18 protein-coding genes are annotated in these 20,358 nt (G+C 34.1%); 1 reads left to right on the top strand and 17 read right to left on the bottom strand.

What is annotated here, in order from left to right; translation table 11 throughout:
* Positions 1-15 precede the first annotated feature (15 nt).
* Complete coding sequence (locus IO90_RS11880; RefSeq protein WP_034966712.1) at positions 16-267, bottom strand: hypothetical protein; 252 nt, start codon at positions 265-267, stop codon at positions 16-18.
* A gap of 17 nt (positions 268-284) precedes the next feature.
* Positions 285-2,492 (bottom strand): TonB-dependent receptor plug domain-containing protein, encoded by a 2,208-nt coding sequence (locus IO90_RS11875; RefSeq protein WP_410492594.1) that lies wholly within the window; start codon positions 2,490-2,492, stop codon positions 285-287.
* A 188-nt stretch (positions 2,493-2,680) separates the two neighbouring features.
* Between IO90_RS11875 and IO90_RS19250 the strand changes: the two genes are divergently transcribed.
* Complete coding sequence (locus tag IO90_RS19250) at positions 2,681-2,842, top strand: PH domain-containing protein (RefSeq protein ID WP_081871814.1); 162 nt, start codon at positions 2,681-2,683, stop codon at positions 2,840-2,842.
* A gap of 99 nt (positions 2,843-2,941) precedes the next feature.
* Here the strand turns inward: IO90_RS19250 and kdsA are convergent, their stop codons facing one another.
* The 15 genes from kdsA to IO90_RS11800 form a co-directional block, all read right to left on the bottom strand.
* Positions 2,942-3,751 (bottom strand): 3-deoxy-8-phosphooctulonate synthase, encoded by an 810-nt coding sequence (kdsA, locus tag IO90_RS11870; RefSeq protein WP_034966710.1) that lies wholly within the window; start codon positions 3,749-3,751, stop codon positions 2,942-2,944.
* Positions 3,752-3,921: 170 nt separating this feature from the next.
* Positions 3,922-4,449 carry a DUF1697 domain-containing protein gene (locus IO90_RS11865; RefSeq protein WP_034966707.1) on the bottom strand — a complete coding sequence of 176 codons (528 nt, stop codon included), beginning with the start codon at positions 4,447-4,449 and terminating at the stop codon, positions 3,922-3,924.
* 347 nt (positions 4,450-4,796) lie between these two features.
* Positions 4,797-6,098 (bottom strand): 30S ribosomal protein S12 methylthiotransferase RimO, encoded by a 1,302-nt coding sequence (rimO, locus tag IO90_RS11860; RefSeq protein ID WP_034966704.1) that lies wholly within the window; start codon positions 6,096-6,098, stop codon positions 4,797-4,799.
* 143 nt (positions 6,099-6,241) lie between these two features.
* The gene (locus IO90_RS11855) at positions 6,242-7,633 is read right to left on the bottom strand and encodes an exopolysaccharide biosynthesis polyprenyl glycosylphosphotransferase (RefSeq protein WP_051878597.1); all 1,392 of its coding nucleotides are present in this window, start codon (positions 7,631-7,633) and stop codon (positions 6,242-6,244) included.
* A 121-nt stretch (positions 7,634-7,754) separates the two neighbouring features.
* Entirely contained in the window at positions 7,755-8,300 is a 546-nt protein-coding gene (gene rfbC / locus IO90_RS11850) for a dTDP-4-dehydrorhamnose 3,5-epimerase (RefSeq protein ID WP_034966701.1), read from the bottom strand.
* Positions 8,297-8,755: an adenylyltransferase/cytidyltransferase family protein gene (locus tag IO90_RS11845; protein ID WP_034966699.1), complete on the bottom strand. Its 459-nt coding sequence runs from the start codon at positions 8,753-8,755 to the stop codon at positions 8,297-8,299. The genes rfbC and IO90_RS11845 overlap by 4 nt, the downstream gene beginning before the upstream one ends.
* 223 nt (positions 8,756-8,978) lie before the next feature.
* The gene (locus tag IO90_RS11840; protein WP_034966697.1) at positions 8,979-9,947 is read right to left on the bottom strand and encodes an NAD-dependent epimerase/dehydratase family protein; all 969 of its coding nucleotides are present in this window, start codon (positions 9,945-9,947) and stop codon (positions 8,979-8,981) included.
* A gap of 125 nt (positions 9,948-10,072) precedes the next feature.
* Complete coding sequence (locus tag IO90_RS11835; RefSeq protein WP_034966695.1) at positions 10,073-11,146, bottom strand: glycosyltransferase; 1,074 nt, start codon at positions 11,144-11,146, stop codon at positions 10,073-10,075.
* A gap of 17 nt (positions 11,147-11,163) precedes the next feature.
* Positions 11,164-12,498, bottom strand: a complete 1,335-nt coding sequence (locus IO90_RS11830) for a GH39 family glycosyl hydrolase (protein WP_034966693.1) — start codon at positions 12,496-12,498, stop codon at positions 11,164-11,166.
* Between the two features lie 113 nt (positions 12,499-12,611).
* Entirely contained in the window at positions 12,612-13,334 is a 723-nt protein-coding gene (locus tag IO90_RS11825) for a glycosyltransferase family 2 protein (RefSeq protein WP_034966692.1), read from the bottom strand.
* Between the two features lie 83 nt (positions 13,335-13,417).
* Positions 13,418-14,269, bottom strand: a complete 852-nt coding sequence (locus IO90_RS11820; RefSeq protein ID WP_034966690.1) for a glycosyltransferase — start codon at positions 14,267-14,269, stop codon at positions 13,418-13,420.
* 62 nt (positions 14,270-14,331) lie between these two features.
* Positions 14,332-15,177, bottom strand: coding sequence for a DUF4422 domain-containing protein (locus IO90_RS11815; RefSeq protein ID WP_034966689.1), 846 nt, complete (start codon positions 15,175-15,177; stop codon positions 14,332-14,334).
* Between the two features lie 20 nt (positions 15,178-15,197).
* On the bottom strand, positions 15,198-16,328 hold the full coding sequence (locus tag IO90_RS19245) for an EpsG family protein (protein ID WP_034966687.1): 1,131 nt from the start codon (positions 16,326-16,328) through the stop codon (positions 15,198-15,200).
* Between the two features lie 141 nt (positions 16,329-16,469).
* Positions 16,470-17,933 (bottom strand): flippase, encoded by a 1,464-nt coding sequence (locus IO90_RS11805; RefSeq protein WP_034966685.1) that lies wholly within the window; start codon positions 17,931-17,933, stop codon positions 16,470-16,472.
* Between the two features lie 55 nt (positions 17,934-17,988).
* On the bottom strand, positions 17,989-20,358 hold the full coding sequence (locus IO90_RS11800) for a GumC family protein (RefSeq protein WP_034966684.1): 2,370 nt from the start codon (positions 20,356-20,358) through the stop codon (positions 17,989-17,991).

Raw genomic sequence — 20,358 nt, 5'->3', positions numbered from 1 at the left:
ATATTAAAGTAATGGCTAAATCAAATTCCTGTTTTTCATCTCTTCTTTTAACTTATTAAAATTGGTGATATTACTCATCAAGACCGACATAAAAACGATTGGCAAAATTGTAAAAACCCCAAAACCTTTTTTGATGGTAATGAAAATCGCAGTGGCAAACAGCAAGACGAAAACGACGATGAATCCAATCAAAATGCCTTTCGCCGTATTGTAACTTTTTGTAAGCACTTCATCACTCAGATGAGCAAGACCTTCTGGTTTTTCCATTTTTCCAAAATTTAAAATTACAATTTGAACTCCAACTTCACGTTGAAGAATCTTCCCGTCAATCTAACAGGCACTGGATAATACATTTGCGGAGATGCATTCACATCGCTTATCCATTGGTTTGCAATCGTATTGTTGATGTTGAACGCGTTGAAAATCTGAACACCCAAAGTCAATTCCTTGAATTTGCCCCAGAAGTTTCCGCTCGCTTTGTTGTCTTTTTGGTCGATGAAAACCTTTGTCAAACCAATATCAACTCTTTTGTAAGCTGGCAAAGTTTTTTGATAACGGTAAGCGGCCAAATAATCTGGAACGCCGTTGCCATCAAATAAAACCGGTGTTCCGGAAGGCAATCCACTTGCGTAAGTCAACGTCAAGTTCACGCGCATACTTGGGAACTTCGGCATATAATCCTGATAGAACATTGCAAATCTAAAACGCTGGTCCGTAGGTCTCGGGATGTAACCCATTCCTTCGATATTCTCATAAACTCTCGCGTAACTCGCAGAAATGTAAGAATCGATTCCTGGAACGAACTCTCCAAACAATCTCGCATCCAAACCGTAAGCATACCCTTCGGAATTATTTTTTCCGGAATATCTAACTCTCACATTATCCATATAATAAGGAATCAAATTTTCCATTTTTTTATAATAAGCCTCAGTCGTCAATTTGAATTTTCTTTCTTTGAATTGGAATTCATAATCGTTGGCTAGGATAATCTGGTAAGACTTCTGAGCCGTAATATCCGGATTGAAAGCGCCCGTCAAATCTTTGATTTCTTTGTAAAATGGCGCCTGATAATAAACCCCTCCAGCCAATCTGAACAACATATCCATATCCCAGTTCGGCTTGATGGCAAACTGCGCTCTCGGGCTGAATAATGTTTCCTTGTTGAAGTTCCAATTCTGGATTCTTGCACCTCCATTCACGAAGATACGGTTGCTTCCCCAATAGAATTTTTTAGAAAACTGTGCGTAAGCAGAAACTCTTGTTGTGTTGATGTCGTTTTGCCCTGCGATGTGATACATTAGATTAAGATTAGATGTATCAAGATTTCCCGGAATCACAAAATCTCTTGGATTGCTGTAACCGATGGAATCTACAAACTGCCACTCATTGGTGAAATCTTTGATGCTTTCTCTTTCGTATTTCACACCAAATTCAAAATCTGTGTTCACATCCGGAGAAAATTTGGTTCTGAATTGTGAACCAGCCACACGCACTAATAAGTCATTTCTCGCGTGGTCAATTTGTCCGCCAGCATCGTAACCAGCAACGGGATTTCCCTCCTCGTCGAAAGCTTCCAAGATGTAGCCCGATGCGATGGAATAGTATTCTCTCTCTCTGTTTTGATAAGCGAAATTATCGAGTGAAAACTGCCATTTTTTGCTTGGCTTGAAGTTCACACTCACCGTTCCCATCATATTTTTGTACTGGTCATCTTCCTGTCCATTATAAAAAACTGTCAATCTCAAAGGTTGCAAAACACTTCCGAAATCTACTTCTTTCTGCTTTGGATACATCTGATAATCGTTCTTTGCATAATATCCTAAAAATGACAAAGACCATTTTTCATTAAATTGATAATTAAGATAAGACTGCAGATCCATATATCTCGGGTTGAAATCTGTATCTTCATTCAAAGTATTCAAAACGAGATTCGTGTTTCTGTAACGTCCGGAAACTATTCCTGTGAATTTTTTATCCTTCGATGCAAAGCCTGTTGTCAAACGTCCGCCAATCAAACTCGCTTCTCCGGAAACTTCGAATTTTTCTGGTTTTCTATAATAAATATTAAGTGCAGATGACATTTTATCACCGTATCTCGGTTCAAATCCACCAGGCGAAAAGTTAATGGTCGAAACCATATCTGGATTGATGATACTCATCCCTTCCTGCAAAGAATTACGAATCAAAAACGGACGATAAAGTTCGATGTCATTGATGTAAATCAAATTTTCGTCATAACTTCCTCCTCTTACCATATATTGAGAACTCAATTCAGCATTGGAATTTACATAAGGTAAACTTTTTAAAAGTCCTTCTACACCACCAGCTAATGATGCAACTTCTCTCGCTTCTTTCGCGGAAATTTCGATTGAAGTAATATCGTTGGTTTTGAATTTTTTCTGTTTTTGAAAAACAACTTCCTGAATTTCATTTTCTTTGATTGATGGCAGAAAAAGAACGTTCACACTCTGCGATTTCGGTGTTGGCTTGATGACCTTTGAAAAACCTTTAAAGTTTTCTTTCTGCACGCTCAAAGTCTGCTCCGAATCTGAAAGTGGAACTCGTACGTTTCCGTTTTTATCGGTTTGATAAGTTTGGTTGTTGTAAGTGACTTCTGCTTCAGAAACGGCCTTTCCATCTTCGTCCAAGACCTTTAAATTAATTTGAGAAAACGCCAAAAATGGCAAGAAGAAAAGAATTAAGAGAATATAGTTTTTCAAAGCTTTGGTTTTTTGATTTTAAAAAATGGCTTGTATCAGCAAAAATAACAATTAATCTAAAGAACGAAAGAATAATTATAATTCTTATACAGAAAATTGATTTGTTTCAGAATAATTGTTGAAGTTTTAAGAAATATTAAGTTTCCAATCTCAATTGATTTCATATTTGAACAAAAAAATCCGGAATTGCCCGGATTTTAAAATTTTATTATTTTAAATTTTTAAAGTATCGCTTCTCGAACTCTTGTCAGTTTTCCGAGCAGATCATCCAGCAAATCGAGTTTTAGCATATTGGCGCCGTCCGATTTTGCAACCGATGGGTCAGGATGCGTTTCGATGAACAATCCGTCTGCACCAACTGCAATTCCTGCTTTGGCGATTGTTTCTATCAATTCTGGTCTTCCGCCCGTCACGCCAGAACTTTGATTGGGTTGTTGAAGTGAGTGCGTCACGTCCAAAATCACGGGCGAATATGCTCTCATTGTCGGAATCCCACGGAAATCTACCACCAAATCGCCGTAGCCAAATGTGTTTCCTCTTTCGATGATCGCTGTTTTGTCATTCCCAGAATCTCTCACTTTTTGCACTGCAAACTGCATAGCTTCCGGTGAAAGAAATTGTCCTTTTTTCAAACTGACAGCTTTTCCTGTTTGTGCGGCGGCAATCAGCAAATCGGTTTGTCTCACTAAAAAAGCTGGAATTTGCAAAACATCTACATATTCTGCTGCCATTGCGGCGTGTTCGTTTTCGTGGATATCTGTAGTGGTAGGAACGTTGAAAGTCTCTCCTACTTTTCTTAGAATCTTCAAAGCTTTTTCGTCACCAATTCCTGTGAAAGAATCTACGCGACTTCTGTTGGCCTTTCGGAAACTTCCTTTGAAGATGTATGGAATATTGTATTTATCAGAAAGTTTCACAATCTTTTCGGCGATTTGCAAAGCCATTGTTTCGTCCTCGATAGCGCAAGGGCCAGCAATCAAGAAAAAGTTTTTGGAATCTTTGTGATGGATTTTGTCCAGATATTGTATCATTTAGTTATAGATATTAGATGTGAGAAATTAGATTTTAGACTTTTCGTTTTGTCTCCAAAATCTAGTACAAATATACGGATTAAAGAGAAAACTTACTCCACTTATGAAAAACCCCTTCAGAGTTTTGAACTCTGAAGGGGTTGATATTTTTGAATTGGCAAATGATATTTTCAGAATTTCTTAATGATTTTCTCAAAAGTATTAATATTCCGGCTTGTCATTTTATCTTTCAGGCTTTTTTTGCCGAGGACTTTTCCGAAAGTAGAGTTGAGGGTTTGTCCTTTTGGAACTTGCCAATAGAAAATATTGTTGATGATTTTTCCTTTTTCGCCTTCTTCTTTTGTGGCTTTTTCGAATTCTTCTAGCAAAGTTTCTTCTACTTTTTCGCTTCCGAGAAAGATGTAGTTGTGGAAATCTTCTATCGCCGGAAATGGATTTTTTGCGAGAATATCATTGATTTCGTTTTCGTTTTTGAGGAAAAGAAAAGCATCATAATTAAAATGCTCTGACATCGCTTTTTCTAAAACTCCCTTCAAATTAATCACACTTGTGTCTGACTGAAACAAAATATTCCCACTCGCCAAAACTGAGGAAACATTTTGCATTCCTGCATCTGAAAAGACTTTGCAGACCTCAGCCATTTTCATATTGGTTCCTTTGACATTGACGCCACGGAGAAATGCACAGAAATTTTTCATTGGTTGATGGTTGATAATTGATAATTGATAATTGATAATTGATAATTGATAATTGATAATTAGCGAAATTAATTATTATTGTTACTAAAACCTCAATTGATTGGCAAAGTTTCAAATTGTTTGGAAAACCCATAGCCCCGATGGGAACGGCATCCTTTTTTGGCATTGCGGTAGAATGTTTCAGATGGATAAGCAAACGTGGGTCGCAATGACAAAAAAGATATAGTGGACAGCGGGATCAAGCTCCTAAAAATTGGATTTAAAATTAATGAAAATTTGGATTTGAAACGTAAAAAAAGAGTCTGGAACTGATCCAAACTCTTGTATTTTTGGTTGTAGGAGGTGATTTAAACCAATTCCCCAATCAGATCGTAGTCTTCGGCTGATGTGATTTTCACGTTTGCAAATTCTCCAATCGAGATGTAAACGTCCTTTGCAGGCACCAAAACTGTGTTATCAACGTCCGGAGAATCGTACTCGGTTCTGCCGACGAAGTAATCGCCTTCTTTCCTATCGAAGATGCATTTGAAGGTTTTTCCAATTTTTTCTTGGTTTTTTTCCCAAGAAATCTGTTGCTGAACTTCCATAATTTCTTCTACTCTTCTCTGCTTCACCTCGTCTGGAATATTGTCTTCCAAAACGTAGGCTGTTGTGTTTTCCTCGTGGGAATAGGTGAAACAGCCCAATCGGTCGAATTTTTGATCGCGAACCCATTGTTTCAACTCTTCGAATTTTTCTTCTGTCTCGCCTGGGAAACCGACGATCAAAGTGGTTCTGATGGCCATATCCGGAACTTTCTCACGGAACTTGTCCAGCAAGGTGTTTGTTTTTTCGAAAGTGGTTCCACGTTTCATAGCTTTTAATAGTTCTGTATTGATGTGCTGAAGCGGGATATCGATGTAGTTGCAAATTTTCGGTTCGTTTCTGATGATGTCCAAAACGTCTTCTGGGAAACCTGTCGGGAAGGCATAGTGAAGCCTGATCCACTCGATGCCTTCTACTTTTATAAGTTCTTGCAAAAGTTCTCCTAATGCTCTTTTTTTGTAGATATCAAGTCCGTAGAAGGTCAAATCCTGAGCAATCAAGATCAATTCTTTCACGCCTTTTTTTGCTAATTTTTGAGTTTCGATGACCAACTTTTCGATTGGTGTAGAAATGTGATTTCCTCTCATCAACGGGATTGCGCAGAACGAACATGGCCTGTCACAGCCTTCGGAGATCTTGAGATAGGCGTAATGTTTTGGCGTAGTCGTCAATCTCTCGCCCACCAATTCATGCTTGTAATCTGCGCCGAGATGTTTTAATAAAATCGGTAAATCTCGGGTTCCGAAATACTGGTCGACATCGGGAATTTCGCGAACCAAATCTGGTTTGTATCTTTCGGAAAGGCAGCCTGTCACGAAAACTTTTTCTACAATACCTTGATTCTTAAGATCTACGTATTCGAGAATCGTGTTGATACTCTCCTCCTTTGCGTTATCGATAAATCCACAAGTATTGATTACTACAATATCGCCTTTTTCCTCGTGCACCACGCTTTTGCCATTGGCCTCCAGCTGACCCATCAGAACTTCTGAGTCATAGACGTTTTTGGAACATCCGAGTGTGACGATATTTATTTTTTTCTTACCTGTTGATTTAGTACGCATCTTTATGTAAATGATGATTGATAGATGATAAATGATATTGAAAGCTTTAGGAAGACTTCAATTTGAGGTTGCAAATTTAGGAATAAAAAAAAGAACCGTGATTTGGTTCTTTATATTTATATCTTGTTTAAATAAGGGATATTTTAGTAAGCTTGCTCATCACCTTTCACAATATTATAAAACGTAAGGAAAACTATTTTCAAATCCAAAAAGAATGACCAATTCTGGATGTACCAGATATCTTTTTCTACTCTTTTTTCCATATCCTTATCAGAAAATATCTCACCACGCGAGCCCATCACTTGTGCCCATCCGGTGATCCCTGGCTTTACAATGTGTCTCAACATGTACTTCTTTGTAATCTTGGAGTATTGATTGGTCTGGGAGAGCATGTGTGGTCTTGGTCCTACTACGGACATATTTCCAATTAGAACATTAATAAACTGAGGCAGTTCATCAATGCTAGTTTTCCTCATAAACTTACCAAATTTTGTGATCCTACTATCGCCTTTTTTCGCACTTAGATGATCAGAATGTCTGTTGATAGACATACTTCTAAACTTAATACAGTTGAAAGGTTCATTCTTGATTCCGGATCTCTTCTGAAGAAAGAATACCGACCCTTTACTTTCTAACTTAATAATCAGTGCAACAATTGGAATCAGCCAAGAAAGTACAAAAACAATTACAAACAAGGAAAATACAACGTCAAAAAATCTTTTGAAAAATTGGTTTTCTGAATCAGTAAGAGGTTCCGGCATCATTTTCAGAAAAGGCACACCTTGAATGACATCCATCGCATGATTTCCCATATTGATATATTTAAAATCCGGAACGATGTATATTCTAATCATTTTATGCTCAGCAATCTGAACGATGTCATTATAGATCTCCTCATCAATAGAATCATCACAAAGAACAATATTATCTATTTTACTATTTTCCAAATCATTAAACAGGCATTTGACGTCGCCCAAATACTTACCTTTTTCATTGGTACCCTCTAATGAATAAAAACCTCTGATCCCCATTGAAGTTCTAATATCATCATTAGAAAGTATTTTCTTTGAGAAGCTATTTTTACCAATAAGAATTGTGTTAATAGAATTGAGCTTTCTACTAATTTTTATCCTATACTTTTTTCTTAGTAAAAAAACTATTATCCTTGTTAAAACCATTATAAATGTTAAAGACAAAAGATATTTCACACAAAACCAAACATCTATGGTTTTAGAATATATCAGATTGAAATTGAAAAAAAAGAAAACAATGAATAGCAGAAGTGCTTTGCTTAGTGCATTGAAATGTTTTGCAGAGTCTCTATAGGAAGGGTCATTGTACAGTTTTACGAACCTGGTAATGATGTACCAGGAAAAATTAAGTATTATCAACTGGGTTTTATAGTCCGCGTGAATTTTTGAATATTCAGCTTGATCCATAAAAAAATTAATACCTAAAAAAAAGAAAACATTAATAAAAATATAATCCCCCAGTATTAAAAATCTAGTCAATTTTTTCAAGAAATGAAGAGGCATATTCTAAAAATATGTAAATAAATTTAATTCCATCAAATTACTAACCATTTATGAAAATGACTCAGTTATTATATTCAAATATAATATTTATTTAAATACTGATGACTAAAAATAAATAAAATTAAAAATTGTGTTCAGAAAATTTGGAAAGTACAGCATCCTTCTCGGACAAAACAACATGTTCTAATGGAAGTTTCCAATCTACATTAACATCTTTGTCATTCCAAAGAACACCTCCTTCCGATTCTTTGTTATAAAAATTATCACACTTATATGCAAAAACCGCCGTATCGCTCAGAACAGAAAAACCGTGACCAAAACCTCTCGGTACATATAGTTGAAGTTTATTTTCTGGTGTCAGTTCTACTCCGAACCATTTTCCAAAAGAAGGAGAATCTTCTCTTAGATCCACAGCTACATCATATACTTTTCCCTCAAGACAAGAGACCAATTTGGCCTGTGCATGTTCTCCTTTTTGAAGATGCAATCCTCTTAGGACGCCATAAGATGATTTTGAAATATTATCCTGTACGAAGTGGCCATTGAGACCTGTTAATTCTTCAAACTTTTTTTCATTGAACTTTTCGAAAAAGTAGCCTCTCTCGTCTTCATAAACAGTTGGCTCTATGATATAACAGTCCTTGAGTGGTGTTTCTTTTATTTTCATACAATCTGTTTTCCTAATGTTGAATCAAGTTTTTTTAATTCCTGTTCAAATACTGATTTTTTAAGTGCTGAGCTGGAGAACCTGTGGTCTCTCTTGTTAAAAAAGATTTCGATTCCCTTGTCCTCGCAATATTGTTTGCCTGTAAAATTTTTATCTCTGTAATCATCACCTATGATCCTTACATCTACCACAAATGATTGTAAAATATCCATCAAGTCCTCTTCCGTATTATAAGGAATAATCTCGTCTACATCTTTACAAGCCTTTAGTTGAATATAACGTTCAACGATGGTCTGTGTGGGTTTGTTTTTGTTTGGACGATCGAATGTAGGATCTAGCTGAAGGCCAACAATCAAATAGTCACAAACTGTTTTTGCTTCTTCCAACATTTTGATATGCCCTGCATGCAGGAGATCGAAGGAAGAAAATGTAATTCCAATTTTGGTTGTTTTCATTGGGTTTAGTTTTATAACTGCAAAAATATAAATTTCAATGCTTAATAGCTAATATAACGCAAAGATTCTTAATCAAATATATAGATCTATTTTGATAATAACCTACACAAGCTATTGTAGATGAATTTCTTTCGCTCGTATTTTCATATTAAAGCTTCAGAATACTAGGGACAGATGGAACATTACAAACATGTCATAACCCGAATTATAATTTTTTAAGCTTCTACTTTAAAAATAAATTATCATTGTCCTTGTACCAATCTCTGATTGCCTCTTCAAAAGTGTAATGAAATTCATATCCTGAATTTTTAAACTTTTTCCCTGTAATATTAGTAGATATCATCAGCTTTTTCACTCTATCTGGATGAATCCCGAAAGATTTACCTCCCATAGCGCCAATTACAGTAGCTGCAAATTTCAAGATTCCGCTAGGAATCTTGAAGATGGTGCGTTGCATGTCCGTAGCCTTCATCATCGTATTCGAAATTTGTTCAATTGTAAATGCTGGTTCGTAGGTACAATTGTAAATCTCATTCCCTGGACTGGCATTTTCAATCCTGTAAATCATGAAACGAACTAGTTCTTTGACGTAAATACTTGCTTTAATAGTATCCTTTCTACCAGGATAGAAGAATCTGTGCTTTTTGATGCCCCAGTATAATCTGGTGAAATTCCCGTTTTCTCCCTTTCCAAAAACAACTCCAGGTCTTAGAATGGTAAGTTGTCTTTCGGTTTCTTTCTTGGACTGCCATACCATATGGATTTTCTCTGCAACCAACTTTGATATACCGTAAGGAGTATTTGGCATTGGCAGAGTGCTCTCGTCCTTTATATCCTCGGATGCACCGTAAGGTGCGATAGATGAGGTGAAAAGGAGTTTTTTAATGTTAAATTTTTCAGCGAACGCTGTTACATTTTCTGCTCCTTTTATATTGGTTTCAAAATATTCGTGGTCGGGATGTCCTGGTGTTGTATGAACTGCGGAAAAATTAAAAATGATATCATTTTCAGACACAGGAACATTAATATTAATTTCTGATCTTACATCGCAGTGAATAAAAACAGATTTGCCATTGTGCAGATTTTCTTTTATATCAAGATTGTAAATTTTAGCATCTGGTTGCTTATCTATTAAATGATTGATCAGATGTGTACCTATGAAGCCTGAGCCTCCAAATATAAAATAATTCATTAATTGTGTTGATTAGTTTCAAAAATATACAACTTTTATAAAAGTTGTAAAGTTTATCTATTTCTATATGTTAATCTCAATAAAGCAATGATTATCTTCAAAAATTTATTTTGAAAATAGATTTCCTAAGATTCATAAATTTTTATTAGTGCTTCAAAATTTTTGTCTTTATCGAACAAATCTTTGCAACGATTGTAAGAAGCCTTTCCCATCTCTTGTCGGAGAGCGTCGTTTTGCAACTTCCTGATAGCCTCAACGGCCTCATCCATAGAGTTGATAAGAAATCCTGTTTTGCCATCTTCTACCGAGTCCTTATTACCAACTATATTGCTTGCGACGATAGGTTTTCCTAATGCCATAGCTTCTAATATAGCTATTGAAAGTCCTTCCCAAAGGGAAACTTGCAAATATACATCAAATGCTGAAGTACGGCTCAGTAGTTCTTGTCTGGTACCAACCCAACCCGTAATTGTAACGTTAGGCGCAGTAATCTCATTGGCCAATTCTCCATTCCCGATCCAAACAAAATCGACATCTGGCATTTTGAGCGCTATCTCATTGAATCCTTGTGGATTTTTCTGTGCATGAAGAACACCAATGGTACCTACAGTAAATCTTTTATTCTCTGTTTTATCTTGAGTGAAATTTTGGTTTTTGAAGTCAATTCCATTTCTAACAAAATATGTTTTTCCAATACTCTTCGCAAACTGAAGCTCGGTTTCACCAGAGCCAATTGTAATTCCGCCGAAAAAAAATTGCACATATTTCTCAATAAGTCGAAATGATTTTTGTGTAGATGGCGAAATATCTTGTCTTAAAAAAGCATAGCCATGAGGGGAATAGAAAATCTTATCTCGCTTCAGAATGCCGACTGCCGCCATCCTGCCCAGCACACCTGCCTTCGAAGAGTGAAGGTGCAAAATATCGGGTTTTTCTGCTTTTAAAATTTTTCTTAGTTCTAGGAATGATTTGAAGTCGGTTTTCGGACTGATGTTCCGAGTCATTTGTAGTTTGATAAATTTTATTTTATCCGAAAACTCATCTTTGATCTTAGATTCATCTAACACATCTCTTTTACTATAAACGACAACAATTTCATAGTTCCCAGCACCATGAAGATTAAGCATATAAGATGTCAAATCCCTCAAATAAGTATAAATCCCTGTACTGAAAGCTTCTGCAACGTGTAAGATTTTCATAAAAATGGGTTGTTGTTTTATTTATTAATCTTTAACAAATAAACGGATTCTGTATCAATACTATTGAGCTTGATATTAGCATTATCATTTTTCAAATTTACAGAGCCTGACTTTACTTTAATCGGCAAAGTTAATTCTTTTTGTTCAGTATTAGGAACTTTAAAAAGTGTATAATTAACTTTAGTTGATCGTGAAAACAAAGAGGATTTCTTTACTGCTTTTAAATTGATCTGAATGGATGAAGTGATTTTTCCCAAGTTTCCAAACAATATATTAGCGGAATTTTTATCTTGGGACATGTAAGAAATTGCGACCGTTCTATCTGAATCAACCTTTGTACTAAGTCTGTTACTTAGACTTTCCGCATAATATTTATAAACCCACCAAACAGATCTTGGTTTACCTTGTGGCGTCAATAATCCATCTATAGAATTGTTCCAGCAAGTATTTTCGTTTTGATATGATGGTGCATCACCACAGGTTTTGCATCCTGCAACTCCTTCTTTATCTAAAACTGCTACATAGGCAAGAGATGTAAGTGGCTTGAAATAATCCTCCGGCCCTGCAAATTCTGGGATTATAATATCTTTTATTTTTAAGTTTGGATATTTTTGAATTAGATTTTCTCTAACGTGTTTAATGGTTTTACCCATATTTATAGCATCATCAATACCATAGTTCTGGTGCCAGTTCAATAGATCCAACCTGATATTATTCTTGTTACAATAATTGAGAAAATCTTCAAAAAAATCCTGAACAAACCATGAAGTAGAAGGCCCCATAATAATAGCATTTTCGCCTCCGGGGAGCGATCTAATTTTGTCATGAATTAGCTTAAAGGTCTCAAAAAAGTTTTGCCGTGACCCTTCGAAGAAAACCTCTATGTCTGGCTCGTTCCACAAATCGTAGACTACAGTATTCCCATTCTCCTTGTAAAGTTCCTCTACGAGATTTAATAAGTTATTTCTATCTAAGTAAGGTTTTTTCCATTGAGTTGATTTGTGATAAAAAAAATCAGTTATTACGAGAATAGGTTTTATATTATATCCTTTTAATATTTTTATTTGTTCTACCCTCTTGCTTTTTTCTGCCATTGAGCTTCCTATCCGCCAATAAACTGGTTTCAATTCCACTATATCGTTTTCTAATGCTTTAAGATCATTGAAGTGCAAAAATCCTACAACAGATTTTTGTCCAGATGTTTTTTGAGAAAGGTCTAACTCTATCGTCTTTTGAGGGAAAAGAAAATTTGAAATTCCCAAAAGTACAAATACCAGAAGTAAACTAGAAAAAATAATTTTCTGAAGAAGTTGACAAGATATCTGATACATATAATAAATTTTAGTCTTCATTTACTATTTTTTAAAAATCATTCAATCAAAAATAATGTATTTTTAAATATCTTATTGTATTTGTTAGATTATAATAACTTTAATAATAAAAAAAAACAATATGATTTAACGCATTAAGCATTTTTAAATTTTGTTTTAAAATAAAATTTGACAACATATTTAAAAATAATAAATCTTTTGTACAATTTTCCCGACAATGGTCTATCACTTTTCTTTATCGTTGTTACAGTATTTTCATTTCTTCTATACAAGACAAGAGTTTCGTTTATAAATTTGACTTTGCCCGTGATCTCTGCAACAAAACCTAACCAAATATCAAAAGCAACTTCCCGATTCCTTGGAAATGGTAGTGCTCTTTCTAAAACCTTTTTTTGAAATGCCATAGAATAGCCATAGTAAGTGTTGTATGCTAAATTTTTAAAGATACCCGGTCCTGAATTGAAGATACTAAAAAATGACTCATTGGTTACATTCAAAAATTCATCAGTAACCTTGGAATTACTAACAACCAAGTCATAATCTTGCAAATGATTTACTATAGTATCTACTTTATTGGGTAGCCATACATCATCTTGGTCAGATAGAAATATAATATCTCCCTCAGCATTTCTGAGAGCATTTTCAAAGTTAGAAGTAAACCCTTTCTCAAGAAGATTGTAAAATATTTTGATCCTGTCGTCTTTCATACTTTTGATTATTTCAATAGTATCATCTGTAGAATTATCATCAGAAATCACAATCTCATCCGTAGCCTTTAATTGTGCAAGTATAGAACGTAATTGTTCTTCAACATACTTTTCGCCATTGTACGTGGCCATACAAACACTTATTTTCATGTATTAGTTTTTATTTTTATATGCATAAAATTCAAATTTCAAATTAGGGATTGAAATTTGAATTTCCAACAAACTAAGGATTATTATTTCTTAATTCTTTTTGATAAACCTTGACTAATTCCTTTTCTAATCGATTTTAGCTTGGCAGATTTGTCATTTTCAAAAAACAAAATAGATATGCACCTTAGCCCTATATATTTTACAATCAAGTGGACCTTCTTCCTTATTGGATAAACATCCGAATATCTTCTCCAAAGATAGATATGATTCTTTATCAGGTAGAATGTTCGAAATGCAGAGTAATTATCTGATATTTTCCCTCTGAGATTATTTTCAGAATATCCGATCTTATGATTCAAAACCACATCTGTGAGAATGACTGTCTGTAATCCAGATTGCTTATATATATTGTAGCAAAAATCAAAATCAATTCCATCAATAAACAAATCCTCATCAAACTCTAAACCAGTTTCAAAACTTGACTTAGGATAGATAGATCCAGATGTGATACATTCTTTCACAACCAGTATGTCATTATTATTTGTGTAAGCTAACTTGTCGTGTGATGTGTAATTTACCCCAAAAACTCCAATAGTAGAGTCGCTATTGTTCAATACAATTTCTTTATATTTCTCTAGCATTCCCGATTTGAAATAACTATCCTGATCAAAAGTGATTAAAAAATCGTAATCATTTTCCAAAAGCCTTTTGACAGCCACATTCAAAGCGGAGCCAATACCTACATTTTCACCATTTCCTAAAATGATAATTTTCGGACTGATGTTTTTCAGTTTTTGAACATGATGATCATTGCCTTGATTAGGTGTATTGTCCCATACAATCAAAGTATCAATATCATTGATATAAGAATTGATGTTACTTACTATTTCAGGAAAATCGGGAAAATAGGTTATAACTATCCCTAATAATTTCATTTTTTATGATTATAAATTTATAAAAAATAATTTAAAGTAAAAATCAATTTTACTGCAAACGATTATTTATTGCTGAAAAATTTCCGCGGTGGACTTGCCAGCTTTGAAACCAATTTGTTAAATATTCTTTTTGCTTCGAAAAAAAGATATGGCAAAACCTTATAATTGTCATCGCTCACAAAAAGAACCTGTCGCTCATCTACTTTTAGCTGATTGGCTTCTACGTATATGTTAAACAATCTTTCTGCCATAAATCCATAGATTCTTTTTTGATAGAAATCATATTTTGAAATATCGATAGACTGCTCAATTTCTTCCAATATAGGAAATAGCCATGTACAATATTTATCAAATTCCTGCCATGACATAATAAACATGTTGTATGGATAAAGCTCATTATTTTCATACATTATCTTATCGAAAGCATTAGAATACTTTGTATCTTGTTTTTTGATGACTTTTTCCAGAAATCTTAAGTCCTCGCTATAGTGCCTTACACAATAGTCTATATATAAAGATACTCGGAAACTTTCAGATATAGGTACAATCACATTTCCTTTTTTCAAACTGTCTTTTACTTTGTCAGATATATTGAATTCTGATTTTTTAAAATTTTCAGTTCCTAATCTTTTACTGGGTGATGAAAACAAGGCATTATCAAAATTGAAGTATCTCCTGTAATGGCATAAACCAATATAATCAACATTCTTCAAGTTTTTCCAAGCCCAATATATACCCGTCAACTCACAATAATTAGGGTTTTTCAAGCTTATGTTATCCCCTGTGTCATCGCCAGTCATCTGCAAATTTTTATCAGATGTTTTTTTCCCAACGTGAATTGGCAAATAATACTCGTTTTCAACTTTTAAGTCATCCTTGAGACAACAAACTAATATTTTTAAATTCATAATAAAACAGTATTAAAGAGCTACTCTAATATTTCGGATTTATAAGGATAAGTTTCATTTTCATTATAATAGGCAATAGTCGTAAACCAATATGTGAAAAACATGGATACTACAAGAAGTATTAATATTGAATATTCTAATTTATGTTTTCTCATCAGAAATAATGCTCTTGGAAGCAAGATACACTCACTGATAAATAAGAAGTAAAATGCTACTCTGAATGACCAGACAGAAACTAATGCTGTAAGAATGAGAATCGATCCTAATAAGTTTAGAAACATGTAGGATATTAATTTATCTTTTTCATTTGATTTTATGTTGAAAATTAAAGCTACTAATAAAATCATACTTATTGCAAAGTGGAAAATAAATACAAAAACATAGTTAATTGTATCTCCACTGAGGTAGTATAAAAATTTCTGCGGTAGAATGCCCAGAACTACAAATAAACCTACGATGTAATCGAAGTACATAAATATGAATACACAGCAAGTAAGTGTAGTGAATAGTACCAAGTGTTTCGCCTTATATTTTGAAACTGCTAATATGTACGCACCTATAAAACCAAAATAAAAGATCCCCGTGTTATGTGTATACTTAATTACAATCAATAATAAAATAAACTTGATCCACTTCTTTTCTTCCAAATATTTGAATCCATACAAACACAAAGTCAAACAGATGGTTTGTCGGACCAGGTTGAGTGACTGATTGTAAAAACCAAATAGAAATACAAACATCACCAGCCACATATAAGCCTTTTTCCTATTGTCATACGCTGTCAAATAAACAAACAAAACAATAACGAAGCTTGTTAAAAAATATATAATGTGAACATCGGTTCCAAAACGGGATCCTACAAAATTAAGTAATAGATATACAAACTCTATATCAGCGAAGGCATCATTCTTATAATACTTATAAAACTGTCCCCAACTCTGAATATGTTTAAACTGATTCCATACAGAATCTACATATATTTTTGTATCTGTTCCAACGCCAGAATCTCTAAAACCTGCCAATAATGAGGGTGTAAGTATTGCAATTGCCGAAAAAACAAAGAATAGAACTTTATTTTTCCGGTTCAGAGAGATCTGAGCCAGATATGTGGAAAATATACTAATCGCAAAAACAAACAGATACGGAAACATCAATCAGGGGATAATATTATTAAAATATTTTATTTAATCGTTGTAAAAAAAATTTTACAATCTTAAAAAAGGTCTTTTTTATTTTGTCTGGCTGGCTTTGCAAATCTTAGTTCGCAGAATCCTGCTTCGACAGTCAACAAATCATTTATCATTTGTATTGGTTTTTATATTTAGTTTATTACTCAGAATATCTCTTGCAGTAATATACAAGGGATCTTTGGTAAATTTTAAGAATAAGAGATATATAATAAATCCTGCTAAAATTGAGATCGCGAAATCTTGCATAAAACCAAGATTGATCTTTTTAATCAAAGAAACAGCAACAACCATGGCTAATGTGGCAAGCGCATATATCCAATATTGTTTTTTCCATTTTACCCAAATCAATCTTTTACCAATCCAACACATCATGACAGTTACAAGGAGCTCCGCAAATAAGGTTGAAACAGCAGCTCCATTTTGACTGTAGAGTGGTATGAGCCATAAGTTAAGTATAAAATTAACAATGGCACCAATTGCTGTTGAAAAAATCACAATTTTCTCATGTCCTTGTGGATAGAGAATCTGTATTCCCAATACATTGGAAATGCCTATGAAAATAATGATCGGAGACAGTATCTTAAGTGTCAATATTGCATCCACATAAGTATCTCCACAGAATATCGGAATCACAAAATCTGCTAGCAGAATAAGTCCAAATGATATCGGTAAAGTCAATGCAACAATGATATCAAGTGACTTTTGTGCTAACTCCCGGAACTCTGATAGTTGATTATTTTGAATCATATTGGACATGCGAGGCAACAGTACAACACCTAACGAAGTAACCATCGTTAGAATCACATGTGTCAATTTTGTAGCGGAGGTAAAGAGACCGACACTCTCATTACTTTTCATAAATCCCAGCATGATAACATTAAGGTTGATGTAGATGCTGATAATCAAATTAAGAACAAATATCCTGAGAACGGGCTTCAGATGTCTGAATGGTTTTAAGTCAGAACTTATATCTGATACCTTTATATACTTTCTTAATCTGAAAAAATTAAAAACATTACCTCCTACAGAGCCTATGGTGATGCAAATGGCATAATACAAAATATCCTGCTGCGTCTTGACCAATAAGAACAAAAGAATGAGAGATAATGAGCGGACAATAATACCACGTATAGTAATATATTTAAAATCTTCTACCCCTTGATAGAACCAATCGCATCCAACGGTTGTAAGAATTATGGAAAGGCTAAGAATGAGGAAAAGAGGAATATTGACTTGTATTTTAGCTACTGTCAGAGTAATAATAAATATTAGAAAATAGCCTATTACAGTCAATATCAAATTTAAAATCAATACCTCTAAGAGCGTTTTATTTCTTACTGTTACATCGTCTCGCACTTTAGCTATTTCTCGAATAGCATACATGGGAATTCCCAATGAGGTAAGTAATAATACATATTGAATAATAGACTGAAAAAAATTGACCTCACCGATTCCCTCTGCCATCAATATTCTTGAAGCATAGGGAAACGAGATCAAAGGAAAAAGTATACCTAAACTAGTGTTTATTAGATTATATACAAAATTACTTTTTATTGATTTAGCCATTATTACTTGATATCAGAAACATTTTTTGAAATGCTGATAAACCTGTTAGTTTTATTTATTTTTTAAAAATCTGCCACCATTTTTTTTCTTCCATCTGGTATCCGTAGCCATATTTATTTCCATAACCAAAGTTGGTTTTATGAACATCATTCACTACAAATCCAACATTGATAATCTTATTGGAGTCAATATTACTATTTGCGAACTCTATAAAACTCTTCTCTGTTACTTCGGATCTTGTAACATAGATCGTGGCATCTGCAACACTGGAAATCAGGAATGAATCTGTCACCAGCATCAATGGAGCAGTATCTAAAATGATATAATCATATTTGTCTTTCAAGGATTCTAATAGCAATTCATACCTGCCATTTTGTAAAAGATCTGTGGGATTTGGCGGAATGCTTCCTGAATAGATGAAATCACAGTTATTATTAAAGCCACTAGGGTGTATCAAGTCATCAATCTCACTATCATCATTATATAGAAATTCTGTAAGTCCTTTTACATTTTTCATAGAAGGATTATATCTCTGCAATTGTGGATTCCTGATATCTGAGCCTATCACTACAACTTTTCTCTTCGGGGAAGCTAATGCTAACGATAAGTTGACAGAAACGAATGTTTTACCTTCACCTTTGATTGTAGAGGTTACAAATATAACTTTTGCATCCTGTTTTTTCGGTAACATAAAACTTAGATTTGTAACCAAAATCCTGAAGGATTCTGCTAATGGGGTGATGTCGTTTGGTTTTATAGTTTCATCGTCTCTCCTTCCAAGTCTAGGAATTTCAGATAAAATAGGATTAGAGCTTAATTTATCCAAATCATGCTTATTAAGCAATTTATTATTTAGTAATTCTCTGGTATAGATAAACGCGAAAGGTATCAATGTACCAAAAATCATTGCTCCTAGCAAGGTCAACATCTTTTTTGGAGCCACTGGTTTTTTAAGCGCATAAGCAGAATCTACGGAACGAGCTTTGTCACTAGTTATCGCCATTGTAATTGCAGCTTCCTCTCTTTTTTGCAATAATAGAAGATACAAGTTTTCCTTTATTCCTTGTTGTCTTTCGATATTCCTAAAAAGCTTTTCCTGTCTAGGAACTCTACTCATTTTATTATCAGCAGAACCTTCATACCCGGATGTAAACGACTTTGTAGACTTAAGTGATGCTAGATTCTTATAAAGACTTTCCTTCATAGCTCCTCTCAAGGCATTGATTTCCTTTGTAATATCAACCACGAGTGGATTTTCTGTAGTCGCATTTTCCAACATCCTATTTCTGTCCAGAATAAGTTTATTATACATGGAAATGTTAGAAGCAGCAGATGTAGAATTATCTATACCTATGTTTGTTGGCATCAACTGATACGAGTTACTACCCTGAGAATTTACATAGTCAATCAAAACATTTGTAATTTCTATCTGCGTATCGATGTCCAACATCCTTCTTTTCGCTTCGGTAGAAATCTGCAAATTGAGACGGGATTCTGCACCTATGTCAATTACATTATTATCAATTTTGAATTGTTCTTTCTCTGTTTCTACCTCACCTAATTCATTAGAGATAATTTGTATCCTGTCATCTATAAAATCTTTTGTTTTGCTAGACTCTGTATTCTTGTCAGTAGTCGCATACAAATTGTACACCCTCACCATATCATCTAAGATGTCTATTGCTTTATCCTTGTTGGGATATGACAATGACAGCCCAATCACTGTAGCATCTTTATCCAAAAGATCAATATCTATAGATTTCTGGAAGTCATCTACAATATCACTCAAATGTGAATACTTGAAGTAGAACTCTTTTAAGTCTAGTTTTTTAACTTTCTTACGATTAAACTTAGGATTTTTCACGATCATAAAATTAGCGTAAGGCAAGTTGATCATTTTGTTGTAAGTCGTAACAATATTACCTTTTTTGAACTCTTCAGAAGATAGTGTAATTACGTCTCCTTTGATGGTAATATCGACTGGTTTCTCTGGTAATTCTTCGTACTCCTTTTCGTTTACCACTATGATATTGAAAGGATTTGTATCTCTATAAAGCTCTACATCATGATACTTTTCTCTTGAGAAGATAGATGTCTCTAATTTTAAATTACGCGCAACATCTTCCAGAATATTTTTTGATTTGAAAACCTCTAGCTCATTCTCAATACTATTGGTTCCCATCCCAGCAAATCCTCCTAAGCCTGCAAGCACGCCAAAATCTCCAGATGCATTAGACATTTTCTTCGCATCCTTAATGAGCACAGAAGAGCGTATACTATAAATAGGTGTTGAGAATTTTGTGTAAACGACAGCCAAAACCCCCATGATAAAAACACTTATCACAAACCAATGCCAGCGCGTAAGGTATGGTTTTATAAGTTCTCTGAAATTAATCTCCTCTACTCTCTCTTTTACGTTATCCAT

Source organism: Chryseobacterium sp. FH1 (genome assembly GCF_000735135.1).
Taxonomy (GTDB): Bacteria; Bacteroidota; Bacteroidia; order Flavobacteriales; family Weeksellaceae; genus Epilithonimonas.
Note: the sequence above shows the minus strand (reverse complement) of the source record. Positions and strands in the feature narration are given on the sequence as shown.